Source organism: Streptomyces sp. NPDC096339 (assembly GCF_044762985.1).
In the GTDB taxonomy this organism is placed as follows: Bacteria; Actinomycetota; Actinomycetes; order Streptomycetales; family Streptomycetaceae; genus Streptomyces.
The window spans coordinates 1-19,484 of sequence record NZ_JBIWFI010000045.1; the positions used below are offsets into that span (position 1 = coordinate 1).

16 protein-coding genes are annotated in these 19,484 nt (G+C 72.0%); 13 read left to right on the forward strand and 3 right to left on the reverse strand.

The features are described 5' to 3' along the window. Nucleotides 1-242: 242 nt before the first annotated feature. Entirely contained in the window at nucleotides 243-1,556 is a 1,314-nt protein-coding gene (locus ACIQ5Y_RS35525; RefSeq protein ID WP_403890218.1) for a diaminopimelate decarboxylase, read from the reverse strand. Nucleotides 1,557-1,651: 95 nt separating this feature from the next. Here ACIQ5Y_RS35525 and hutU point away from each other — a divergent pair, with 95 nt between their 5' ends. From hutU to ACIQ5Y_RS35565, 8 genes are all read left to right on the forward strand, one after another. Then, the gene (hutU, locus tag ACIQ5Y_RS35530; RefSeq protein WP_403890221.1) at nucleotides 1,652-3,316 is read left to right on the forward strand and encodes a urocanate hydratase; all 1,665 of its coding nucleotides are present in this window, start codon (nucleotides 1,652-1,654) and stop codon (nucleotides 3,314-3,316) included. A 35-nt stretch (nucleotides 3,317-3,351) separates the two neighbouring features. Beyond that, nucleotides 3,352-4,542 carry an allantoate amidohydrolase gene (locus ACIQ5Y_RS35535; protein ID WP_403890361.1) on the forward strand — a complete coding sequence of 397 codons (1,191 nt, stop codon included), beginning with the start codon at nucleotides 3,352-3,354 and terminating at the stop codon, nucleotides 4,540-4,542. Continuing rightward, entirely contained in the window at nucleotides 4,539-5,876 is a 1,338-nt protein-coding gene (locus ACIQ5Y_RS35540; RefSeq protein WP_403890224.1) for a formimidoylglutamate deiminase, read from the forward strand. The genes ACIQ5Y_RS35535 and ACIQ5Y_RS35540 overlap by 4 nt, the downstream gene beginning before the upstream one ends. A 251-nt stretch (nucleotides 5,877-6,127) precedes the next feature. Then, on the forward strand, nucleotides 6,128-7,309 hold the full coding sequence (gene hutI / locus ACIQ5Y_RS35545; protein WP_403890227.1) for an imidazolonepropionase: 1,182 nt from the start codon (nucleotides 6,128-6,130) through the stop codon (nucleotides 7,307-7,309). 133 nt (nucleotides 7,310-7,442) lie between these two features. Next, nucleotides 7,443-8,126, forward strand: coding sequence for an LPXTG cell wall anchor domain-containing protein (locus tag ACIQ5Y_RS35550; RefSeq protein ID WP_403890230.1), 684 nt, complete (start codon nucleotides 7,443-7,445; stop codon nucleotides 8,124-8,126). A gap of 17 nt (nucleotides 8,127-8,143) precedes the next feature. After that, nucleotides 8,144-9,139, forward strand: a complete 996-nt coding sequence (locus tag ACIQ5Y_RS35555; RefSeq protein WP_403890232.1) for a hypothetical protein — start codon at nucleotides 8,144-8,146, stop codon at nucleotides 9,137-9,139. Nucleotides 9,140-9,210: 71 nt separating this feature from the next. After that, complete coding sequence (locus ACIQ5Y_RS35560) at nucleotides 9,211-10,275, forward strand: hypothetical protein (protein WP_403890364.1); 1,065 nt, start codon at nucleotides 9,211-9,213, stop codon at nucleotides 10,273-10,275. Continuing rightward, a complete protein-coding gene (locus ACIQ5Y_RS35565; RefSeq protein ID WP_403890235.1) occupies nucleotides 10,272-11,567 on the forward strand; it encodes a hypothetical protein in 1,296 nt (431 codons plus the stop codon). The genes ACIQ5Y_RS35560 and ACIQ5Y_RS35565 overlap by 4 nt, the downstream gene beginning before the upstream one ends. Nucleotides 11,568-11,639: 72 nt before the next feature. Here ACIQ5Y_RS35565 and ACIQ5Y_RS35570 read toward each other — a convergent pair whose 3' ends face one another. Next, nucleotides 11,640-13,136 carry a peptide MFS transporter gene (locus ACIQ5Y_RS35570; protein WP_403890238.1) on the reverse strand — a complete coding sequence of 499 codons (1,497 nt, stop codon included), beginning with the start codon at nucleotides 13,134-13,136 and terminating at the stop codon, nucleotides 11,640-11,642. Between the two features lie 499 nt (nucleotides 13,137-13,635). Between ACIQ5Y_RS35570 and ACIQ5Y_RS35575 the strand changes: the two genes are divergently transcribed. Further along, complete coding sequence (locus tag ACIQ5Y_RS35575; RefSeq protein WP_403890241.1) at nucleotides 13,636-14,313, forward strand: response regulator transcription factor; 678 nt, start codon at nucleotides 13,636-13,638, stop codon at nucleotides 14,311-14,313. Between the two features lie 13 nt (nucleotides 14,314-14,326). After that, entirely contained in the window at nucleotides 14,327-15,592 is a 1,266-nt protein-coding gene (locus ACIQ5Y_RS35580; RefSeq protein ID WP_403890244.1) for an ATP-binding protein, read from the forward strand. Nucleotides 15,593-15,617: 25 nt separating this feature from the next. On the opposite strand, the gene ACIQ5Y_RS35585 is transcribed toward ACIQ5Y_RS35580, so the two are convergent. Then, nucleotides 15,618-16,172: a GtrA family protein gene (locus tag ACIQ5Y_RS35585; protein ID WP_403890247.1), complete on the reverse strand. Its 555-nt coding sequence runs from the start codon at nucleotides 16,170-16,172 to the stop codon at nucleotides 15,618-15,620. Between the two features lie 235 nt (nucleotides 16,173-16,407). On the opposite strand from ACIQ5Y_RS35585, the gene ACIQ5Y_RS35590 reads away from it, so the two are divergent. From ACIQ5Y_RS35590 to ACIQ5Y_RS35600, 3 genes are read left to right on the forward strand one after another with little or no spacing between them, the layout of a single operon-like run. Further along, the gene (locus ACIQ5Y_RS35590; RefSeq protein WP_403890250.1) at nucleotides 16,408-17,547 is read left to right on the forward strand and encodes a 5-(carboxyamino)imidazole ribonucleotide synthase; all 1,140 of its coding nucleotides are present in this window, start codon (nucleotides 16,408-16,410) and stop codon (nucleotides 17,545-17,547) included. Then, a complete protein-coding gene (gene purE / locus ACIQ5Y_RS35595) occupies nucleotides 17,544-18,080 on the forward strand; it encodes a 5-(carboxyamino)imidazole ribonucleotide mutase (protein WP_403890252.1) in 537 nt (178 codons plus the stop codon). The genes ACIQ5Y_RS35590 and purE overlap by 4 nt, the downstream gene beginning before the upstream one ends. Beyond that, nucleotides 18,077-19,255, forward strand: a complete 1,179-nt coding sequence (locus ACIQ5Y_RS35600; protein ID WP_403890255.1) for a dipeptidase — start codon at nucleotides 18,077-18,079, stop codon at nucleotides 19,253-19,255. The genes purE and ACIQ5Y_RS35600 overlap by 4 nt, the downstream gene beginning before the upstream one ends. Nucleotides 19,256-19,484: the final 229 nt, after the last annotated feature.

Genomic DNA, 19,484 nt, shown 5'->3' on the forward strand with positions numbered 1-19,484 from the left:
CGGGGCACCTCCTCGGGCGTCGAACGTGCGGAGGCGGCGGACATGTACGGCGTGGTTGTGTTCGACGCCCTGCGGGGGCGCCCCACCGCACGCCCGACCCCAACGGCGCGGGAGTGCGGGGCTGCGGGGGTGCCCCGCAGCACGCCCGACCCCGCCGGCGCGGGAGTGCCCCGCAGCACGCCCGACCCCGCCGGCGCGGGGGTGCCCCGCCGCGCGCCCGGCCCCGGCGGCGCGGGGGCGGGTCAGAGCAGGGCGTCGCCGTGGGCGCCGCCGGCCTCCGCGATGAGCTCCGCGGGGGTCTGCGCCGGCCGGGCCAGGGAGAAGCGGACCCCCGCCGGGGTCACGGCGAAGCCGTGCACGGCCGGGCGCGGCAGGCTGTTGTAGCCGTAGTGCGCGGTGAAGAAGTACGCCCCCGTGTCCGGGACCGCGATGACGTCGCCCGCGGCGAGTGGGGGGAGCTCCCGGGCCGTCGCCAGGAGGTCACCGGCGAAGCACGCCGGGCCGGCGACGTCCTGCGCCACCGCGTCCCCGCTCTTCGGCGCGCCCTTCGCGTCGTACGGCAGGATCCGCACCGGCCAGGAGGCGGGGGCGTAGGCGGTGCGGGTCGCCAGCTGGACCCCCGCGTGGGTGAGGGCGATGGCGCGGCCCCCGCTGGTCTTGGTGTACTCGACCCGCGCCAGGACCAGGCCGTTCTTGGCCAGCAGGGACCGCCCGAACTCCGTGACGAGCCCGTACGAGCCGTCGAAGAGGCCCGGGGCCGCCCCGCGCAGGACGGACACGTACTCGTCGTAGGTCGGGGTGGTCTCGTCCGAGGCGAAGTTCACCGGCAGGCCCCCGCCGATGTCGAGGGTGTCGACCTGGCGGCGCCCGGCCGCCGCGTTGATCTCTTCGGCCAGTGCGTGCAGTTCGCGCACCCCTTCGGCGATCAGGGGCAGCGGGACCCCCTGTGAGCCCGAGTGGGTGTGCAGCCGGGTCAGCCACGGCCGTTCCACGTAGGCCCGTACGAGCCACTCGCGCGCGCCCGGATCGCGCAGGGCGATGCCGAACTTCGAGGTCGCCGTGGCGGTGGACAGTGCGTCGATGGTGCCCGCGCCGGTCTGCGGGTTGATCCGCATGCCGATCGGGGACCTGGTGGGTTCCCTTCCGATCAGGGCGTCGAGGCGCTGCAGCTCCTGCCGGTTGTCGGCGTTGACGGCGATGCCCAGCGCCAGGGCCTCGCGCAGCTCGCCCGTGGTCTTGGCGGGGGAGTCCAGCACGATCCGCCCGGCGGGGAGCCCGGCCGCCCGGGCCAGTGCCAGTTCGCCGGGGCTGGCGACCTCGCAGCCGAGCCCGGCGTCGGCGAGCAGCCTCAGTACGGGCACCAGGGGGGCGGCTTTGACGGCGAAGGCGTGCAGGACGGGGGTTCCGGGTGGCAGTGCGGCGGCGAAGGCGCTGGTCAGGGCGGCGGCGGAGGCTCTGATCCCGGCGATGTCCAGTAGGCAGGCCACCGGCTCGGAGTCCAGGAGGCCCTGTTCGACGGCGGCTCGTACGACCACGTCCCTGTCCATGTCCGTCATCCCATCATCCGAAGGGACGGCCCGCAGCTGTTGACTGAATCTATTCAGGACGGGAGTATGTGAATGGATTTACCAACATCGGAGGAGGCAACGCCATGTCAGGACCCCGCCCCGTACGTGCCGCGCGAGGCACCGAGCTCAGCGCCCTGGGATGGCAGCAGGAAGCCGCGCTGCGGATGCTCCAGAACAACCTCGACCCCGAGGTCGCCGAGCACCCCGACAAGCTCGTCGTCTACGGCGGCACCGGCAAGGCCGCCCGCGACTGGCGCTCGTACGACGCGATGGTCCGCACCCTGCAGACCCTGAAGCAGGACGAGACGATGCTCGTCCAGTCCGGCCGCCCGGTCGGCGTGATGCAGACCCACGAGTGGGCGCCGCGCGTCCTGCTCGCCAACTCCAACCTGGTCGGCGACTGGGCCAACTGGGAGGAGTTCCGCCGCCTGGAGCACCTCGGCCTGACCATGTACGGCCAGATGACGGCCGGTTCGTGGATCTACATCGGCACCCAGGGCATCCTCCAGGGCACCTACGAGACCTTCGCGGCCGTCGCCGCCAAGAAGTTCGGCGGCACCCTGGCCGGCACCATCACCCTCACCGCCGGTCTCGGCGGCATGGGCGGCGCCCAGCCGCTGGCCGTGACGATGAACGACGGCGTCGCGATCTGCATCGACGTCGACCCGCGCGCCATCGAGCGCCGCATCGAGCACCGCTACCTGGACGTCAAGGCCGACGACCTGCGCCACGCGCTGCAGCTGGCCGTCGAGGCCCGTGATGCCCGCAAGCCGCTCTCCATCGGCCTGCTCGGCAACGCCGCCGAGCTGCTCCCGCAGATGCTCGCCGAGGGCGCCCCGATCGACATCGTGACGGACCAGACGTCGGCGCACGACCCGCTCTCCTACCTCCCGGTGGGCGTCGACTTCGACGACATGGCCTCCTACGCGGCCAAGGACCCGGCCGGCTTCACCACGCGGGCCCGCGAGTCCATGGCCAAGCACGTCGAGGCCATGGTCGGCTTCATGGACGCCGGCGCCGAGGTCTTCGACTACGGCAACTCCATCCGCGGCGAGGCCCAGCTGGCCGGCTACGACCGCGCCTTCGCCTTCCCCGGCTTCGTCCCGGCCTACATCCGGCCGCTGTTCTGCGAGGGCAAGGGCCCCTTCCGCTGGGCGGCGCTGTCCGGCGAGGCATCGGACATCCACAAGACCGACAAGGCGATGCTGGAGCTCTTCCCGGAGAACGAGTCCCTGCACCGCTGGATCAAGATGGCCGGCGAGCGCGTCCACTTCCAGGGCCTGCCCGCCCGCATCTGCTGGCTCGGCTACGGCGAGCGCGACAAGGCCGGCGAGCGCTTCAACGAGATGGTGGCCGACGGCACGCTGGCCGCCCCGCTGGCCATCGGCCGCGACCACCTCGACTGCGGCTCGGTGGCCTCCCCGTACCGCGAGACCGAGGCCATGCTCGACGGCTCCGACGCGATCGCCGACTGGCCGCTGCTCAACGCCATGGTCAACGTGGCCTCCGGCGCCTCCTGGGTCTCCATCCACCACGGCGGCGGCGTCGGCATGGGCCGCTCCATCCACGCGGGCCAGGTCACGGTCGCCGACGGCACCGCGCTGGCCGGCGAGAAGATCCGCCGGGTCCTCACCAACGACCCGGGCATGGGCGTCATCCGCCACGTCGACGCCGGCTACGACATCGCCGAGACGGTGGCCGACGAGCGCGGCGTCCGCGTGCCGATGCGCGAGGGCGACGACGCGTGAGCGACAACCCCGCAGGGGCGGCCTCGTTCCACACCATGTGGAACGAGCTCGCCCCCATCGGCCGCCACGCGGAAACCGGCGGGTACCGCCGCCACGCGTGGACCGGCGCCGACGCCGACTGCCGGACCTGGTTCCAGGCGCAGGCCGAGGCGCGCGGGCTGACGTACGAGACCGACCGCAACGGCAACCAGTGGGCCTGGCTCGGCGACCCCCGCGCGGGGGACGCTGTGGTCACCGGCTCGCACCTGGACTCCGTCCCCGACGGCGGGGCCTTCGACGGCCCCCTCGGCGTGGTGTCCTCCTTCGCGGCCCTGGACGAACTCCGCAGGAGGGGCGCGGAGTTCGCCAGGCCGCTGGCCATCACCAACTTCGGTGACGAGGAAGGCGCCCGCTTCGGCCTCGCCTGTGTCGGCTCCCGGCTCGCCGCCGGGCAGCTGACCAAGGAGAAGGCGTACGAGCTCCGCGACGCGGACGGCATCAGCCTGCCCCAGGCCATGGAGGCCGCCGGGTACGACCCCGACGCCATCGGGGCCGACCCCGAACGGCTGGGCCGGATCGGCGCGTTCGTCGAGCTGCACGTGGAACAGGGCCGCGCCCTCGACCTCTCCGGCGACCGGGTCGGCATCGCCTCCGCGATCTGGCCGCACGGCCGCTGGCGGTTCGACTTCCGCGGCGAGGCCAACCACGCCGGAACCACCCGGCTCGTGGACCGGCGCGACCCGATGCTGACGTACGCGGCGACCGTGCTGGCCGCCCGCACCGAGGCGGCCCTCGCCGGGGCCGTCGCGACCTTCGGGAAGATCGCCGTCGAGCCCAACGGGGTCAACGCCATCCCGTCCCTGGTGCGCGGCTGGCTCGACTCGCGGGCGGCCGACCAGGCCACCCTCGACACCGTGGTCACCGCCATCGAGAAGACCGCCCGCGAGCACGCCGACCGCGACGGCATCGACCTCGACATCGTCCGGGAGTCCTTCACCCCGGTCGTCGAGTTCGAGCACGCCCTGCGCGACGAGATGAACCGGATCCTGGGCGGCTCCGTCCCCGTACTCGGCACCGGCGCGGGACACGACGCGGGGATCCTCTCCGCGGCCGTCCCGACCGCGATGCTGTTCGTACGGAACCCGACCGGCGTCTCCCACTCCCCGCGGGAGTTCGCCGCCGAGGACGACTGCGTGGCCGGCGTCCTCGCCCTCGCCGACGTACTGGAAGGACTCGCGTGCCGGTGACGACGACGTACTGGCTGGAGCACGCCTGGCTCGACACGCACGTCGAGCCGGGCGTGGCCCTCGACGTATCCGCCGACGGGCGGATCGCCGCCGTCCGGACCGGGGCCCTGGCCCCGCCCCCGGGCGCGGAGGTCCTGCGCGGCCTGACCCTCCCCGGGCTGGCCAACGCGCACTCCCACGCCTTCCACCGGGCCCTGCGCGGCACGGTCCAGGTGGGCTCCGGCACCTTCTGGACCTGGCGCGAGGTCATGTACTCCGTCGCCCAGAACCTCACCCCCGACTCGTACTTCGCGCTCGCGCGGGCCGTGTACGCGGAGATGGCGCTGGCCGGCATCACCGCGGTGGGCGAGTTCCACTACGTCCACCACGCGCCCGGCGGCGCCGCGTACGCGGACCCCAACGCGATGGGTGAGGCTCTGATCGCGGCCGCCGCGGAGGCGGGCATCCGCATCACCCTCCTGGACACGGCGTACCTGTCGGCCGGCTTCGGAGAGGCCCCGAACCAGCACCAGCTGCGCTTCTCCGACGGCACCGCCGAGGCGTGGGCGGAGCGGGTCGGCGGGCTGAAGCCCCGGGACCACGCGCTGATCGGCGCCGCGATCCACTCGGTACGCGCCGTGCCGGCGGGGCAACTGGCCACGGTGGCCGCGTGGGCGCAGGAGCGGCGGGCGCCGCTCCACGTGCACCTGTCCGAGCAGACCGCGGAGAACGAGGCCTGCCTGGCCGCCCACGGCCGTACCCCGACGCAGCTGCTCGCCGACCACGGCGTGCTGGGACCGCGGACCACGGGCGTCCACAACACGCACCTCACGGACGAGGACATCGCCCTCCTCGGCGGCACCACCACCGGCACCTGCATGTGCCCGACCACCGAACGCGACCTCGCGGACGGCATCGGCCCGGCGGTCCGCCTCCAGCGGGCCGGCAGCCCGCTCTCGCTCGGCAGCGACAGCCACGCGGTGATCGACCTGCTGGAAGAGGCTCGGGCGATGGAGCTCAACGAGCGGCTGGCGAGCCGTACGCGCGGCCACTGGACGGCGGCGGCGCTGCTGCGGGCGGCCACGGCGGACGGGCACGCGGCGCTGGGCTGGTCGGACGCGGGCACCTTGACGGTGGGCGCGTTGGCCGACTTCACCACGATCGCGCTGGACTCCGCACGCACGGCCGGTCCGCTGCCCCGGCTCGGCGCGGAGACCGCCGTGTTCGCGGCGACGGCCGCCGATGTCCGGCACACGGTGGTGGCCGGCCGGCACATCGTCCGAGACGGCCACCACACCCTGGTCCCGGACGTCCCCTCCGCCTTGGCCGACTCCATCGCAGCCCTCCGCACCTGACCGCCAGCCCCTGCCGTGACGCCTGCGGCGGGCTTCCCCCACCCCGCCCCTTCCCGAAACCGGGGGCGCAGCCCCGGACCCCCGCGCCTCAAACGCCGGCGGGGCTGGAATGTGCCGCTGCGCGGCAATTCCAGCCCGCGCGGCGTTTGAGCGCACCGGGCGCGCAGCGCCCGGAACGGGGTCCGGGGCGGAGCCCCGGTTTCGGGAAGGGGCGGGGTGGGGGACAAGACCACGACCACCACGAGGAACCCATGACCACGACCACCGCGATCACCAACATCGGCAGCCTCGTCACCAACGACCCCGCCCAGGGCGACGGAACCCCCCTCGGCAGGATCGAGAACGCCGCCCTCGTCATCGAAGGCGACCGCATCGCCTGGGTCGGCCCCGCCGACCGGGCCCCCGCCGCCGACACCGCGTTCAACGCGAACGGCCGCGCCGTCATCCCCGGCTTCGTCGACTCCCACTCGCACCTCGTCTTCGCGGGCGACCGCACCGCCGAGTTCAACGCGCGCATGTCCGGAAGCAGCTACGCCGCCGGAGGCATCCGCACCACCGTCGCCGCCACCCGCGCCGCCACCGACGCCGAGCTCGAAGCCAACCTGCTGCGCCACCTCGACGAGGCCCGCCGCCAGGGCACCACCACCTTCGAGACCAAGTCCGGCTACGGCCTCACCGTCGCCGACGAGGCCCGCGCCCTGCGGATCGCCGCCGCGCACACCGAGGAGGTCACCTACCTCGGTGCGCACATCGTCTCCCCGGACTACGCCGACGACCCGGCCGGCTACGTGGACCTGGTCACCGGCGAGATGCTGGAGGCCTGCGCCCCGTACGCCCGCTGGGTGGACGTCTTCTGCGAGAAGGGCGCCTTCGACGGGGACCAGGCCCGCGCGATCCTCACCGCCGGCGCCGCCGCCGGGCTGATCCCGCGCGTGCACGCCAACCAGCTCTCGTACGGTCCCGGCGTGCAGCTCGCCGTGGAGCTGGAGGCCGCCTCCGCCGACCACTGCACCCACCTCACCGATGCCGACGTGGACGCCCTCGTCCAGGCCGCGGACACCACCGTCGCCACCCTCCTCCCGGGCGCCGAGTTCTCGACGCGCGCCCAGTGGCCCGACGCCCGGCGCCTCATCGACGCGGGTGCGACCGTGGCGCTGTCCACGGACTGCAACCCCGGCTCCTCCTACACGAGTTCGATGCCGTTCTGCGTCGCGCTCGCCGTGCGCGACATGCGGATGACCCCGGACGAGGCCCTGTGGTCCGCCACCGCCGGCGGCGCCCGCGCCCTGCGCCGCAGCGACATCGGGACCCTCACCCCCGGCGCCCGGGCCGATCTGGCCCTGCTGGACGCCCCGAGCCACGTCCACCTGGCCTACCGGCCCGGTGTCCCGCTCGTTTCCGCCGTGTGGCAGAAGGGTGTCCGCGCGCACTGACGAGAGCTGTTGACGAGCGGTCAATTCCGGCCCGCCCTTTGTCTTCCCTCCGTAAGACCCCCGGCGTACCTTGAGCCACCAATCTGATGTGCCGTCAGTAACTTGTGGCCCAAGGTTCGAGGGGAAGACGAAGGTGTCCGACCGGAAACGCTCCACCGCGCTCGCGCTGGCCTCCGCGCTGGCAGCCGGATCGGCGGTCCTGCTGGCCGCCCCCGCGGCTCAGGCCGCCGTCATCGACGTGGCCTACGACTGCAAGACCCCGATCGGGGACAAGTCGGCCGTATCGCCCATCGACATCAAGGCCGTGAAGGAAGGGGACGGCTACAAGCTCACCATGTCCTTCCAGAAGGGCGTCTCCTCCAGCCCCGTCGAACTCGGCAAGGGTGCGATGAGCCCCAGCGCCGTCATCCTCGTCGACGGAGCGGAGAAGACCTCCGTGCCGGTCTCCGGGGCGCCCAACGCCGAGGCGCTCCCCGCCAACACGCCCATCAAGATCACCGACCTCTCGGGCACCTACAAGCCCAAGAAGAGCGGCAAGGTCAACTTCACCGCCGGGGTCCTGACCATCAAGGCGCTGGGGACCACGACCACGTGCACCCCGGGCAACAGCCCCAAGCCCTCCCTGGAACTGGACGTCACGGCCGCCGCCGGCGGTGGGGGCACGCAGCCCGGAGGGTCCGGCGGCGGGGAGACCCTCCCGCAGACCGGACCCACCGACTCCGCCCTCGCGCTGGGCACCCTCGGCGGCACCGTGCTGCTGAGCGGCGCCGTCGGCGTGCTCTGGCTGACCCGGCGCGGCCAGCGGGCCCGGTCCTGAACGGAGCGCCTCCGGCCATGCCCGTGCTCCACGCCCTCAAGCGCGCAGGCGTCCTGCTCCTGACGGCCGCCGCGCTGTACGCGGCCCCCGCGCAGCACGCGGCGGCCGACGAGCCCGGCTGGACGGCCGAGCCCGCCGCCGGAACGGCCGCCGCCGCGCCCGGGGGTGCCCGCCCGTACTTCTACCTGGCGGGCACCGCCGGCACGGTGCTGGAGGACCGGCTCGCCCTCACCAACACCACCGACCGGGAACGCACCGTCACCCTGCGCGGGGCCGACGCCTACAACACCGCGGACGGCGCCTTCGCGGTGCGGCCGGCCCAACAGTCCACCGGCGCCGGATCCTGGATCAGCTTCGGCGCCGCGGCCACCGTGAAGATCCCGCCCCGCACCCGCGCGGTGGTGCCGTTCACCGTCACCGTGCCGCCCGCGTCCCCGCCCGGCGACCACCCCGCCGCCGTGGTCGCGACCGAAGGCGGCCACGAAGCCGGCGTACGGGTCCACCTGCGGGTCGGCGGCCCCACCCTGGCCGCGCTCACCGTCGAGGACGTCTCGGTACGCGGTGAGGGCGCGGCCGCCGTCATCGCGTACACCCTGGTCAACCGGGGCAACGTGGCCCTCGCCCCCGAGCTGTCGGTCCGCGCCGAGGGTCGCTTCGGCGAGGTCGCGGGGCGCGGCGCCCGCACCCTGCCGGTGGAACTGCTGCCGGGGCAGCGGGCCCGGCTGACCGAGCCGTGGCCCGGCGCGCCCGTCTTCGACCGGGTCCGCCTCACCCTCACCGTCACCGCACCCGGCGGCGCCCGCGCCACCGCCGCCACCTCGGCGTGGTTCGTGCCCTGGCGGCTCGCGGGCCGGCCGGCCGGCGCCCTGCTCGCCCTCGGCGGGACGACGGCGGCCGCGCTGTACCTCGTACGCGGCCGGCGGCGCACCCGGCGGGACCAGCGGTCCGACGTGACGCCCGTACCCGTACCCGTACCCGAACCGGAACACGAACTGACGGGAGCAGCCAGGTGAGCGCCAAGGCCGGCGGCACGATCCGCGCCCTCCGCCCCTTCCGCCCCCTCCGCACGCTCCTCGCGGCGGCCCTGGCCACGTGCGCCCTCGCGCTGCTCCCGGCGGCCCCGGCCACCGCCGCCGAGGACCCCAAACCGGGTGTGGCGCTCTCGCTCCAGGAGGCGGCCAAGGGCACCGAGCTCACGGTGACCGGCACCGGCTGGCGGGCCAAGTCGCTGGTGATGCTGCTGGTCTGCGGCCAGAACATGATCGGTGGTACCAACAGCTGCGCCAACGCCGACGGCGCCGCCGTCTCGGTGGCCGACGACGGTCACTTCACCGCCAGGCTGCCCGTGGTCGCCCCGCCCAAGCCCTGCCCGTGCGTCGTCAACGTGACCTCCGTCAACGGCGACCAGTCCACCGTGGCCGTGCCCCTGAAGATCACCGACCACGAGGTGGCCGAGCTGCCCGCCGAGTCCGGGACGGCCCGCCTCGCGATGCTCACGGGGGTCCGGCTGGAGGGCGAGGACGGGGTGCTGACCTGGTTCGGCGCTCCGCCCACGCGGAAGTTCAAGGTCACCGTCGGCAACCTCGGCTCGGTCGCCGTCAAGGACCCGGTCTTCCAGCTCGGCACTGCCCACGGCGTGTTCGCGCCGCTGTGGGAGGAGGCCCGCTGGAAGGGGACCATCCCGCCGGGCGGCAAGGCGGAGATCGCCCTGGACGTGGCCCTGACGGCCGGCGCCTACGGGGACTACACGGTCTCCCTCAAGTACGGCGAGACGGTGGTCGCCACCCAGCCGTGGGGCGTGGACCGCCCGTACGGGGTGCTGCTCTTCTGGGGCCTGCTCCTGCTGGTGATCCCGGCCGCCGTCTTCCGCGTCGGCATGGCCGTCGTCGACAAGGTCCGCCCGAGCGAGACGTCCGCGGGCGGCCGGCACCGGGGCGCGCCGCCCGAGTCCGCCTCGGCCGTGACGGCCCGCCTGCCCAGGATCGCGGCGCTGCGGGGCCCCGCACGCGCGGCCGCCGCTCCGTCTGCGGAAACCCCCCAGACCACCGCGGCGGTACTGCCGTGGTTCACCCCGGACAGCACGCCGGAGACAGCACCACAGACGTCCGCACCGTCTGAGAACCGTTCGACGACGAAGGGACAAGCGTGAAGACCCAACGGAGGGTGAGCGCGGCGGCAGCCGCGCTGCTGCTCGGCGGCGCGGGCCTTGTCATGGTGGCGACGCCCGCCCAGGCCGCTGAAGTCACCTACGAGGTGAAGTGTGCTCCCCCGGTCGGCAAGGACATCGTCGGCCCCACCACGGCCAAGATCACCGCACCCGCCAATGCCAAGGTGGGGGACGAGGTGAAGGTGGTGTGGGAGACCGTCAAGGCCGCGGCCGACAATCCGGGGTACGTCGACATCGACGAGGACACCGTCCAGCCGACCGGCGTGATGAAGCTGGGCGGGGCGCAGACCGGTGAGCTCCAGATGGAGGGCGACCGCAAGAACCCGAAGATCCCCAAGAACTCCGAGATGAAGCTGTCCCCCATGAAGGGCACGCTGAAGCTGACCAAGGCGGGGGAGGTCACGCTGACGCCCGACTGGTACAACGTCAACGTCAGCACGTTCAACGCCAACACGAAGTGCACGCCCACGGGCGCGGGCAAGGTCGGAGCGACCATCAAGGTCTCCGATTCCGGCGGTCCGACCCCGACGCCCACGCCGACCCCGACCCCGACCCCGACGTCCACGCCGACGCCGACCCCGACGTCCGCCCCGACGTCCACGCCGACCCCCTCCGGCGGTGCGACCCCCAGCCCCACTGCCGGCAACAGCGGCCCGAGCGAAGTCTCCGGCAAAGAGGTGTCGGTGACCTTCGCGTGCAAGGCCCCGGGGCCGGAGAGCGTCCAGTCCAAGGTGACGATCAACGCCAAGCGGAACGGCGGCAGCTGGGACCTCACCGTCAAGACCGCCAAGGGGGTCATGACCAGCCCCGCCGCACTTCCCGCAGGAGCGCTCAAGCCCTCGATGGAGGTCGTTGTCGGCGGTTCCGACAGCGGCAAGGTCCGGGTGGTCGGACCGGGCAACAAGGAGCCCATCGCGGCGAACGAGCCCGTGAGCCTCAGCGACATGACCGGCACCTACAAGCCGGGCAAGAGCGGCAAGGTGACGCTCAGCCCCGGCAACCTGACGATTGATGCACTCGGCATCAACATCGATTGCCAGGCCAAGTCCAGCGGTGTGTCGCTGGAGCTGGACACCATCGAACAGCCCGGCGGCAGCACCGGCTCCGGCCCGTCCTCCAGCGGCTCCGGCGGATCGGGCGGCGACCTCGCCCAGACCGGCTCCGACGACGAGGGCGGCATCAAGGCCCTCGCCCTGGTCGCCGGCACCGTGATCCTCCTCGGTGGCGCGGTGTTCACCTTCACCCCGTGGCGCCGCCTGCGCGGCACCCGCTAGCGGTACCGGAGAACGCGAACGGCCCGGCACACCTTCCGGTGTGCCGGGCCGTTCCCCGCTACGGGGAGTGCGTCAGTGGACGCCACCCATGAGCGGCTGGACCTTCTTGCGGTACATGTAGATCGCGATACCGGCGAGGATGGCGAGCACGCCCTGGGAGGCGAACCAGCCCTGGGTGTCCGTCGGGGCGCCGATCAGCTGGAGCAGCGCGATGGCCGAGTCACCGGCGGTGACCGCGAGGAAGAAGACGCCCATCATCTGGGAGCCGTACTTCTGCGGCGCCAGCTTGGTGGTCAGCGACAGGCCGACGGGGGAGAGGGTGAGCTCACCGACGGTCTGGATGAAGTACACGCCGACCAGCCACATCGGGCTGACCTTCGTGTCGCCGCCGGCCAGGCCCTGGGCGACCATCATGACGCCGAAGGAGGCACCGATCATGACCAGCGCGAAGGAGAACTTCGCGAGGGTGGTCGGCTCCTTGGAGCGCTTGGCGAGGGCCACCCACAGCATCGCGAAGAGCGGGGCCAGGGCCATGACGAACAGCGGGTTCAGCGACTGGAACCAGCTCTCCGGGAAGTTGAAGCCGAACAGCGTGCTGTCCGTGCTGTCCTTCGCGAACAGGGACAGCGTGGAGCCGGTCTGGTCGTAGATCGCCCAGAAGATCGCGGCGGCCGCGAAGAACCAGACGTACGCCGACATGCGGGACCGCTCGACCGTGGAGAGGTCCTTGTCGCGCTTGATCCGCATGATCGCCCACGCGGGCAGGATCAGACCGGCGATGGTCAGCGGCCACAGCGCGTAGTTGATCGTGAAGATCCCGGCCACACCGATGACGGTGTAGGCGGCGGCGGCGACGCCGAGCCAGATCAGGCCCTTCTTGACGACGGAGGACTTCTCGGCGGCGCTCAGCGGGCTCGGAACGGTGTTCGAGACCGGGTTGAGGTGGCGGAAGCCGAAGAAGTAGAAGGCGAGACCCAGGGCCATGCCGACACCGGCCATGGCGAAGCCGAGGTGCCAGTTGACCTCCTGGCCGACGTAGCCGATGGTCAGCGGCGCGACGAAGGCACCGAGGTTGATGCCCATGTAGAAGATCGTGAAGCCGCCGTCACGGCGCGGGTCGTTCTTGTCCCGGTACAGCTGGCCGACCATCGTGGAGATGTTGGCCTTCAGCACGCCCGAACCGGCGGCGATCAGCGCCAGGCCGATGAAGAACGAGATGGACGAGGGCACCGCCAGCAGGAAGTGACCGGTCATGATCACGACACCGGCGACGGCCACGGCCTTGCGGGCGCCCCACACACGGTCACCGAGCCAGCCGCCCGGGAGGGCGAGCAGGTAGACCATGGCGTTGTAGACGGAGTAGATCGCGACCGCGGTCGCGTCGTTCATCCCCAGACCACCGTCGGCCACGTTGGTGGCCAGGTAGAGGACGAGCAGCGCGCGCATGCCGTAGAAGCTGTAGCGCTCCCACATCTCCGTCATGAAGAGGAAGGCGAGGCCGCTGGGGTGGCCGAGGAAGGTCTTCTCGGTGGAGGTGTCCGCCGAGTTCCTCGTCAGGCTGGAAGCCATGGGTCGATCCTTGCTTGCTCGGGACGCTTCGCTTCGTGAGCGGAACAGCGCCCGGGACGAGTGGCCGGCACCGGCAGCGGATCCCCCACCCCACGCCCAGGGGTCTCGCCCCTGTTGGGGGCGAAGGGAACATCCGTAACCGGGATCCACGCCCGCTCGCGCACCTTCGCGCGTCGGGCCCGGCCCATAGGTCATTCACTGTCATCAAGCCCGGACAGGTGAGTCCGTCGGCAAGTCCGTCAAGACTGCCTGTCCGGTCAGGACAGAAATAGAGACCTTTGGCATTTTTTGGCACAAAGGTCCCTGAGATAGTGCATCAGGCGTCTCGCCACCATACGACACGACACTGGGGCATATGAAAGGACTTGAGATATGGATCACAGGCCGGCCGGGAACCGATCGGGCACATTCGAAGGTCGGTAGTAGTTCATAAGGCCAGTTCGGCAGGGGTGTGACGGCAGGCCCCTCGATGCACTCACCGCGGACTACCATCACCCACATGACGCGTGTACTGCTCGCCGAGGACGACGCATCCATCTCGGAACCCCTGGCCCGCGCCCTGCGCCGGGAGGGGTACGAGGTCGAGGTCCGGGAGGACGGCCCCACCGCCCTGGACGCGGGACTGCAGGGAGGCGTCGACCTCGTCGTCCTGGACCTGGGCCTGCCCGGGATGGACGGCCTGGAAGTCGCCCGCCGGCTGCGTGCCGAGGGCCACGGCTTCCCGATCCTGGTCCTCACCGCCCGGGCCGACGAGGTGGACACGGTGGTCGGCCTCGACGCCGGCGCCGACGACTACGTCACCAAGCCCTTCCGGCTCGCCGAGCTGCTGGCCCGCGTCCGGGCCCTGCTCCGGCGCGGTGCCAACGACGCCTCCCAGCCCCCCGCCACCCACGGCGTGCGGATCGACGTGGAATCGCACCGCGCGTGGATGGGGGAGGAGGAGCTCCAGCTCACCGCCAAGGAATTCGACCTGCTGCGGGTCCTGGTCCGCGACGCCGGCCGGGTCGTCACCCGCGACCAGCTGATGCGCGAGGTCTGGGACACCACCTGGTGGTCTTCGACCAAGACCCTCGACATGCACATCTCCTGGCTGCGCAAGAAGCTCGGCGACGACGCGGCCAACCCCCGCTACATCGCCACGGTCCGGGGCGTCGGCTTCCGTTTCGAGAAGAGCTAGTACGTACTGAGTCATGCGCCGCCGCCTGATCAACTCCACGCTCGCCGTGGTCCTCGTCGTGATCGCCGTCTTCGGGGTCTCCCTGGTGATCGTGGAGACCCGGACGATCACCAACAGCGCCCAGGACCGGATCGACTCCGAGGCCCTGCGCCTGCTGAGCATCGTCGAGGCCAACGCCCTGGAGAAGACGCCGATCGACGCCGAGGCGCTCGGCGAGCAGCTCGACGTCGGCCACTACGCCCGGATCACGGTCCCCGGCCGGCCGGCCGTGGAGGTCGGCGACCGGATCCCCGAAAAGGTCGTACGCGGCAGCGCCCGCGGCGAGCAGGGCGAGACGGTCGTCGTCGAGGCCTCCCGCTCCACCGTGACCAAGGAGGTCGGGCGGACCCTGGCCGTGGTCGGCGCGGTGGCGCTGCTGGCCGTCGTGGCGGCCGTACTGCTCGCCGTACGGCAGGCGAACCGACTCACCTCCCCGCTCACCGACCTCGCCGAGACCGCGGAACGCCTCGGCTCGGGCGACCCCAGACCCCGGCACAAGAGGTACGGAGTGCCCGAGCTGGACCGGGTCGCGGACGTACTGGACTCCAGCGCCGAACGGATCGGCCGGATGCTGACCGCCGAGCGGCGCCTGGCCGCCGACGCCTCGCACCAGCTGCGCACCCCGCTCACGGCCCTGTCGATGCGGCTGGAGGAGATCACCGTCACCGACGACCTGGAGACCGTCCGGGAGGAGGCGTCGATCGCCCTCACCCAGGTGGAGCGGCTCACGGACGTGGTGCAGCGGCTGCTCACGAACTCGCGGGACCCGCGGACGGGCTCCGCGGTCCCCTTCGACCTGGACGAGGTCGTCAAACAGCAGGTGGAGGAGTGGCGGCCGGCCTACCGCAGCGCCGGCCGGGCCATCGTGCGCTCCGGCAAGCAGGGTGTACGGGCCGTGGGTACCCCGGGCGCGGTCGCGCAGGTCCTGGCGACCCTCGTGGAGAACGCCCTCATGCACGGTGGCGGAACGGTCGCGCTGCGTACCCGGGTCGTCGGCAACCAGGCGGTGCTGGAGGTCACGGACGAGGGCCCCGGGGTCCCGCCCGACCTCGGGAACCGGATCTTCGAGCGGACCATCAGCGGCCGCAACTCCACGGGGATCGGCCTCGCCGTCGCCCGGGACCTCGCGGAGGCCGACGGCGGCCGCCTCGAACTGCTCCAGGCGCAGCCGGCGGTCTTCGCACTGTTCCTGAGCCGGACGTCACCGAAGCGGCCGGAGCCAGAGGCCACGGTCCGCTAGGGCACGGTCCGGAGCCCGGAGAGCGCTAGTTGTTCGCGGGCTCCGGCTCGGGCAGCGGGTCCGGCCTGCGGTCGGGCTTGGGCAGCGGCGCCGGCTCGGGCATCGGCTCGGCGGGCGTCGTGGCGAGGGGTGCGGGAAGGGCCTTGAAGACCCAGGTGCGGTAGGACCAGAAACGGAACACGGTGGCCGTCCCGATGCCGATGAACTTGAACACGTTGCTGGCGACCGAGCCGTTCCAGCCGAAGCCGTACGTGGCGACGTACAGCACGCCGTTCTCGATGACCAGGCCGATCGCGCTGAACGCCACGAACAGGACCAGTTCGCGCGTACGCCCGGCAGGGTTGCTCTGGGTGCGGTCGCGGTAGGCGAAGTAGCGGAAGCCGAGGTAGTTCGTGGCGATGGCCACGACGGTGGCTATCACGCTCGCGCGCACGACCTGCAGATCCGTGGTGCTGCGGATGAGGTTGAAGACACCCAGGTTGACCAGCACACCCAGGCCGCCGACCGCTCCGAACTTTGCGACCTCTCGTGCGAGTCCGCGTACGCGTTCGAGAACAGGTCCCTTCCCCGGCGTGCTCATCAGTAGGTCAGTCCTGTCGGTCACCGCCCCGCGAAGGGCGTCCAGTGTTATGCGTCAACTGTTCTCCGTCAACCCATCCATGCTAAGTGTCCCCCCTGTGCTCCGTCTGTGCCTTCCGGTCTCGTGAGACGCATGGCACACGCCGGAGGACCGGCCAAGGCCCGCAACGGCTTCGTGACGGGGCGGCTCAAGGGTCACGTCCAAATGGCGGAATCCAGCCGGATACCCTGGATGAGTGACGTTCCCGGTAGTTGGCATGGTCGGCGGCGGGCAGCTCGCCCGCATGACCCACGAGGCGGGCATCCCCCTCGGCATCAGATTCAAGCTCCTCAGTGACACACCACAGGACTCGGCGGCCCAGGTCGTGAGCGATGTCGTCATCGGCGACTATCGCGATCTGGAGACGTTGCGCGCGTTCGCGCGCGGCTGCGACGTGATCACCTTCGATCACGAGCACGTACCCACCGAGCACCTGCGGGCCCTGGAAGCGGACGGCATCCCCGTCCGCCCGGGGCCCGACGCGTTGGTGCACGCCCAGGACAAGGGGGTGATGCGCGCCAAGCTCGACGAGATCGGCGCACCCAGCCCCCGCCACCGGACCGTGAGCGATCCGGCGGACGTGGCGGCCTTCGCGGCGGAGGTCGGCGGGTTCCCCGTCATCCTCAAGACCGTGCGTGGCGGCTACGACGGCAAGGGCGTGTGGTTCGTACGCACCCAGGAGGACGCGGAAGCGCCCTTCCGGGCCGGTGTCCCCGTCCTCGCCGAAGAGAAGGTGGACTACGTCCGCGAACTCGCGGCCAACATCGTCCGCTCCCCCCACGGCCAGGCCGTGGCCTACCCCGTCGTGGAGTCCGTCCAGGTCGACGGGGTCTGCGACACGGTGATCGCCCCCGCCCCGAACCTCTCCCCGGAGCTCGCGAGCGAGGCCCAGGCACTCGCCCTGCGCATCGCCAAGGAACTCGACGTGACCGGCCACCTGGCCGTGGAGCTGTTCGAGACCACCGACGGCCGCATCCTCGTCAACGAACTGGCGATGCGCCCGCACAACAGCGGCCACTGGACCCAGGACGGGGCCGTGACCTCCCAGTTCGCCAACCACGTGCGCGCGGTCCTGGACCTACCGCTGGGCGATCCGCGCCCCCGCGCGAAGTGGACCGTGATGGCGAACGTGCTGGGCGGGGACTACCCCGACATGTACGCGGCGTACCTGCACTGCATGGCCCACGACCCCCAGCTGAAGATCCACATGTACGGCAAGGACGTGAAACACGGCCGCAAGGTCGGCCACGTCAACACGTACGGCGACGACCTGGACGATGTCCTTGAGCGCGCACGCCACGCAGCCGACTACCTCAGAGGAACGGTCACCCAATGAGCACCTCCGCAAGCGCGCCCCTCATCGGCATCGTCATGGGCTCCGACTCGGACTGGCCGGTCATGGAGGCCGCCGCCCAGGCCCTCGACGAGTTCGAGATCCCCTACGAGGTCGACGTCGTCTCCGCGCACCGGATGCCGCGCGAGATGATCTCGTACGGGGAACAGGCCGCGGACCGGGGGCTCAAGGCGATCATCGCGGGCGCGGGCGGCGCCGCCCACCTGCCGGGCATGCTCGCCTCCGTCACCCCGCTCCCGGTCATCGGGGTCCCCGTCCCCCTCAAGTACCTCGACGGCATGGACTCCCTGCTGTCCATCGTCCAGATGCCCGCGGGGGTTCCCGTCGCCACCGTCTCGGTCGCCGGGGCGCGCAACGCGGGGCTGCTGGCCGCCCGCATCCTCGCCACGCACGACGAGGACCTGCTGGCGCGCATGCGCGACTTCCAGCAGGAGCTGAACGACCAGGCCACCGAGAAGGGCAAGCGGCTGCGGGCGAAGGTCGCGGGCGCGGACTCCTTCGGATTCGCGAAGTGAGCGCGGCGCAGCGCCTGGACGAGGCGCGTGAGCTGCTCGCCGAGCACCCGGTGGTCGACGGCCACAACGACCTCCCCTGGGCGCTGCGCGAGCAGGTCCGCTACGACCTGGCGAAGCGCGACATCGCCGGCGACCAGTCCGCCCACCTGCACACCGACATCCCCCGGCTGCGGGCCGGCGGGGTCGGCGCGCAGTTCTGGTCGGTCTACGTCCGCTCCGACTACGCCGGGGACACGGCGGTCAGCGCCACCCTGGAGCAGATCGACGCGGTCTCCCAGCTGATCGACCGTTACCCCGGCGACCTGGTCCGGGCCCTGACGGCCGACGACATGGAGGCCGCCCGCGCGAGCGGACGCATCGCCTCCCTCATGGGCGCCGAGGGCGGCCACTCCATCAACAACTCCCTCGCCACCCTGCGCGCCCTGCACCGGCTGGGCGTGCGCTACATGACCCTGACCCACAACGACACCATCGACTGGGCGGACTCGGCGACCGACGAGCCCCGACACGGCGGCCTGACCGACTTCGGCCGCGAGGTCGTCCGCGAGATGAACCGCGTCGGCATGCTCGTGGACCTCTCGCACGTCGCCGCGACGACGATGCGCGACGCGATCGCCGTCTCGGCCGCGCCGGTGGTCTTCTCGCACTCCTCCGCGCGTGCGGTCTGCGACCACCCCCGCAACATCCCGGACGACGTCCTCGCCCTGCTCCCGGCCAACGGCGGGGTGGCGATGGCCACGTTCGTCCCGAAGTTCATCCTCCCGGCGGCGGTCGAGTGGACCCGGGCCGCGGACGAGAACCTGCGCGCCCACGGCTTCCACCACCTGGACACCACACCCGAGGCGATGGCCCTGCACCGCGCCTTCGAGGAGGCCCGCCCCCGTCCGGTGGCCACCGCCTCGACGGTGGCGGACCACCTCGACCACATGCGCGAGGTGGCCGGCATCGACCACATCGGCATCGGCGGGGACTACGACGGCACGGCCTTTACCCCGTCCGGCCTGGACGACGTGGCGGGCTACCCGAACCTGGTGGCGGAACTCCTCACCCGCGGCTGGTCCCGCGAGGACCTCGCGAAGCTGACGTGGTCGAACGCGGTCCGCGTCCTCCGCGACGCGGAGTCGGCCGCGCGAGACCTGTCGACGACCCGCGGCCCGTCGAACGCGGTGCTGTAGCCCACCGCCGCGCGGCGCTTCCACCGGGGCCCCGCCCCGAACCCCGCGCCTCAAACGCCGGCGGGGCTGGATTTCGCCGCCGTCCGAGCCCCGGCTCTTCCAGCCCGTCCGGCGTTTGAGGATCGGGGTTCGGGCCGGAGTTCCGGGTTTTTTCAGCCCGTCCGGCCTTTGAGGACCGGGGTTCGGGCCGGAGTCCCTGGTTCTTTCAGCCCGTCCGGCGATTGAGGAC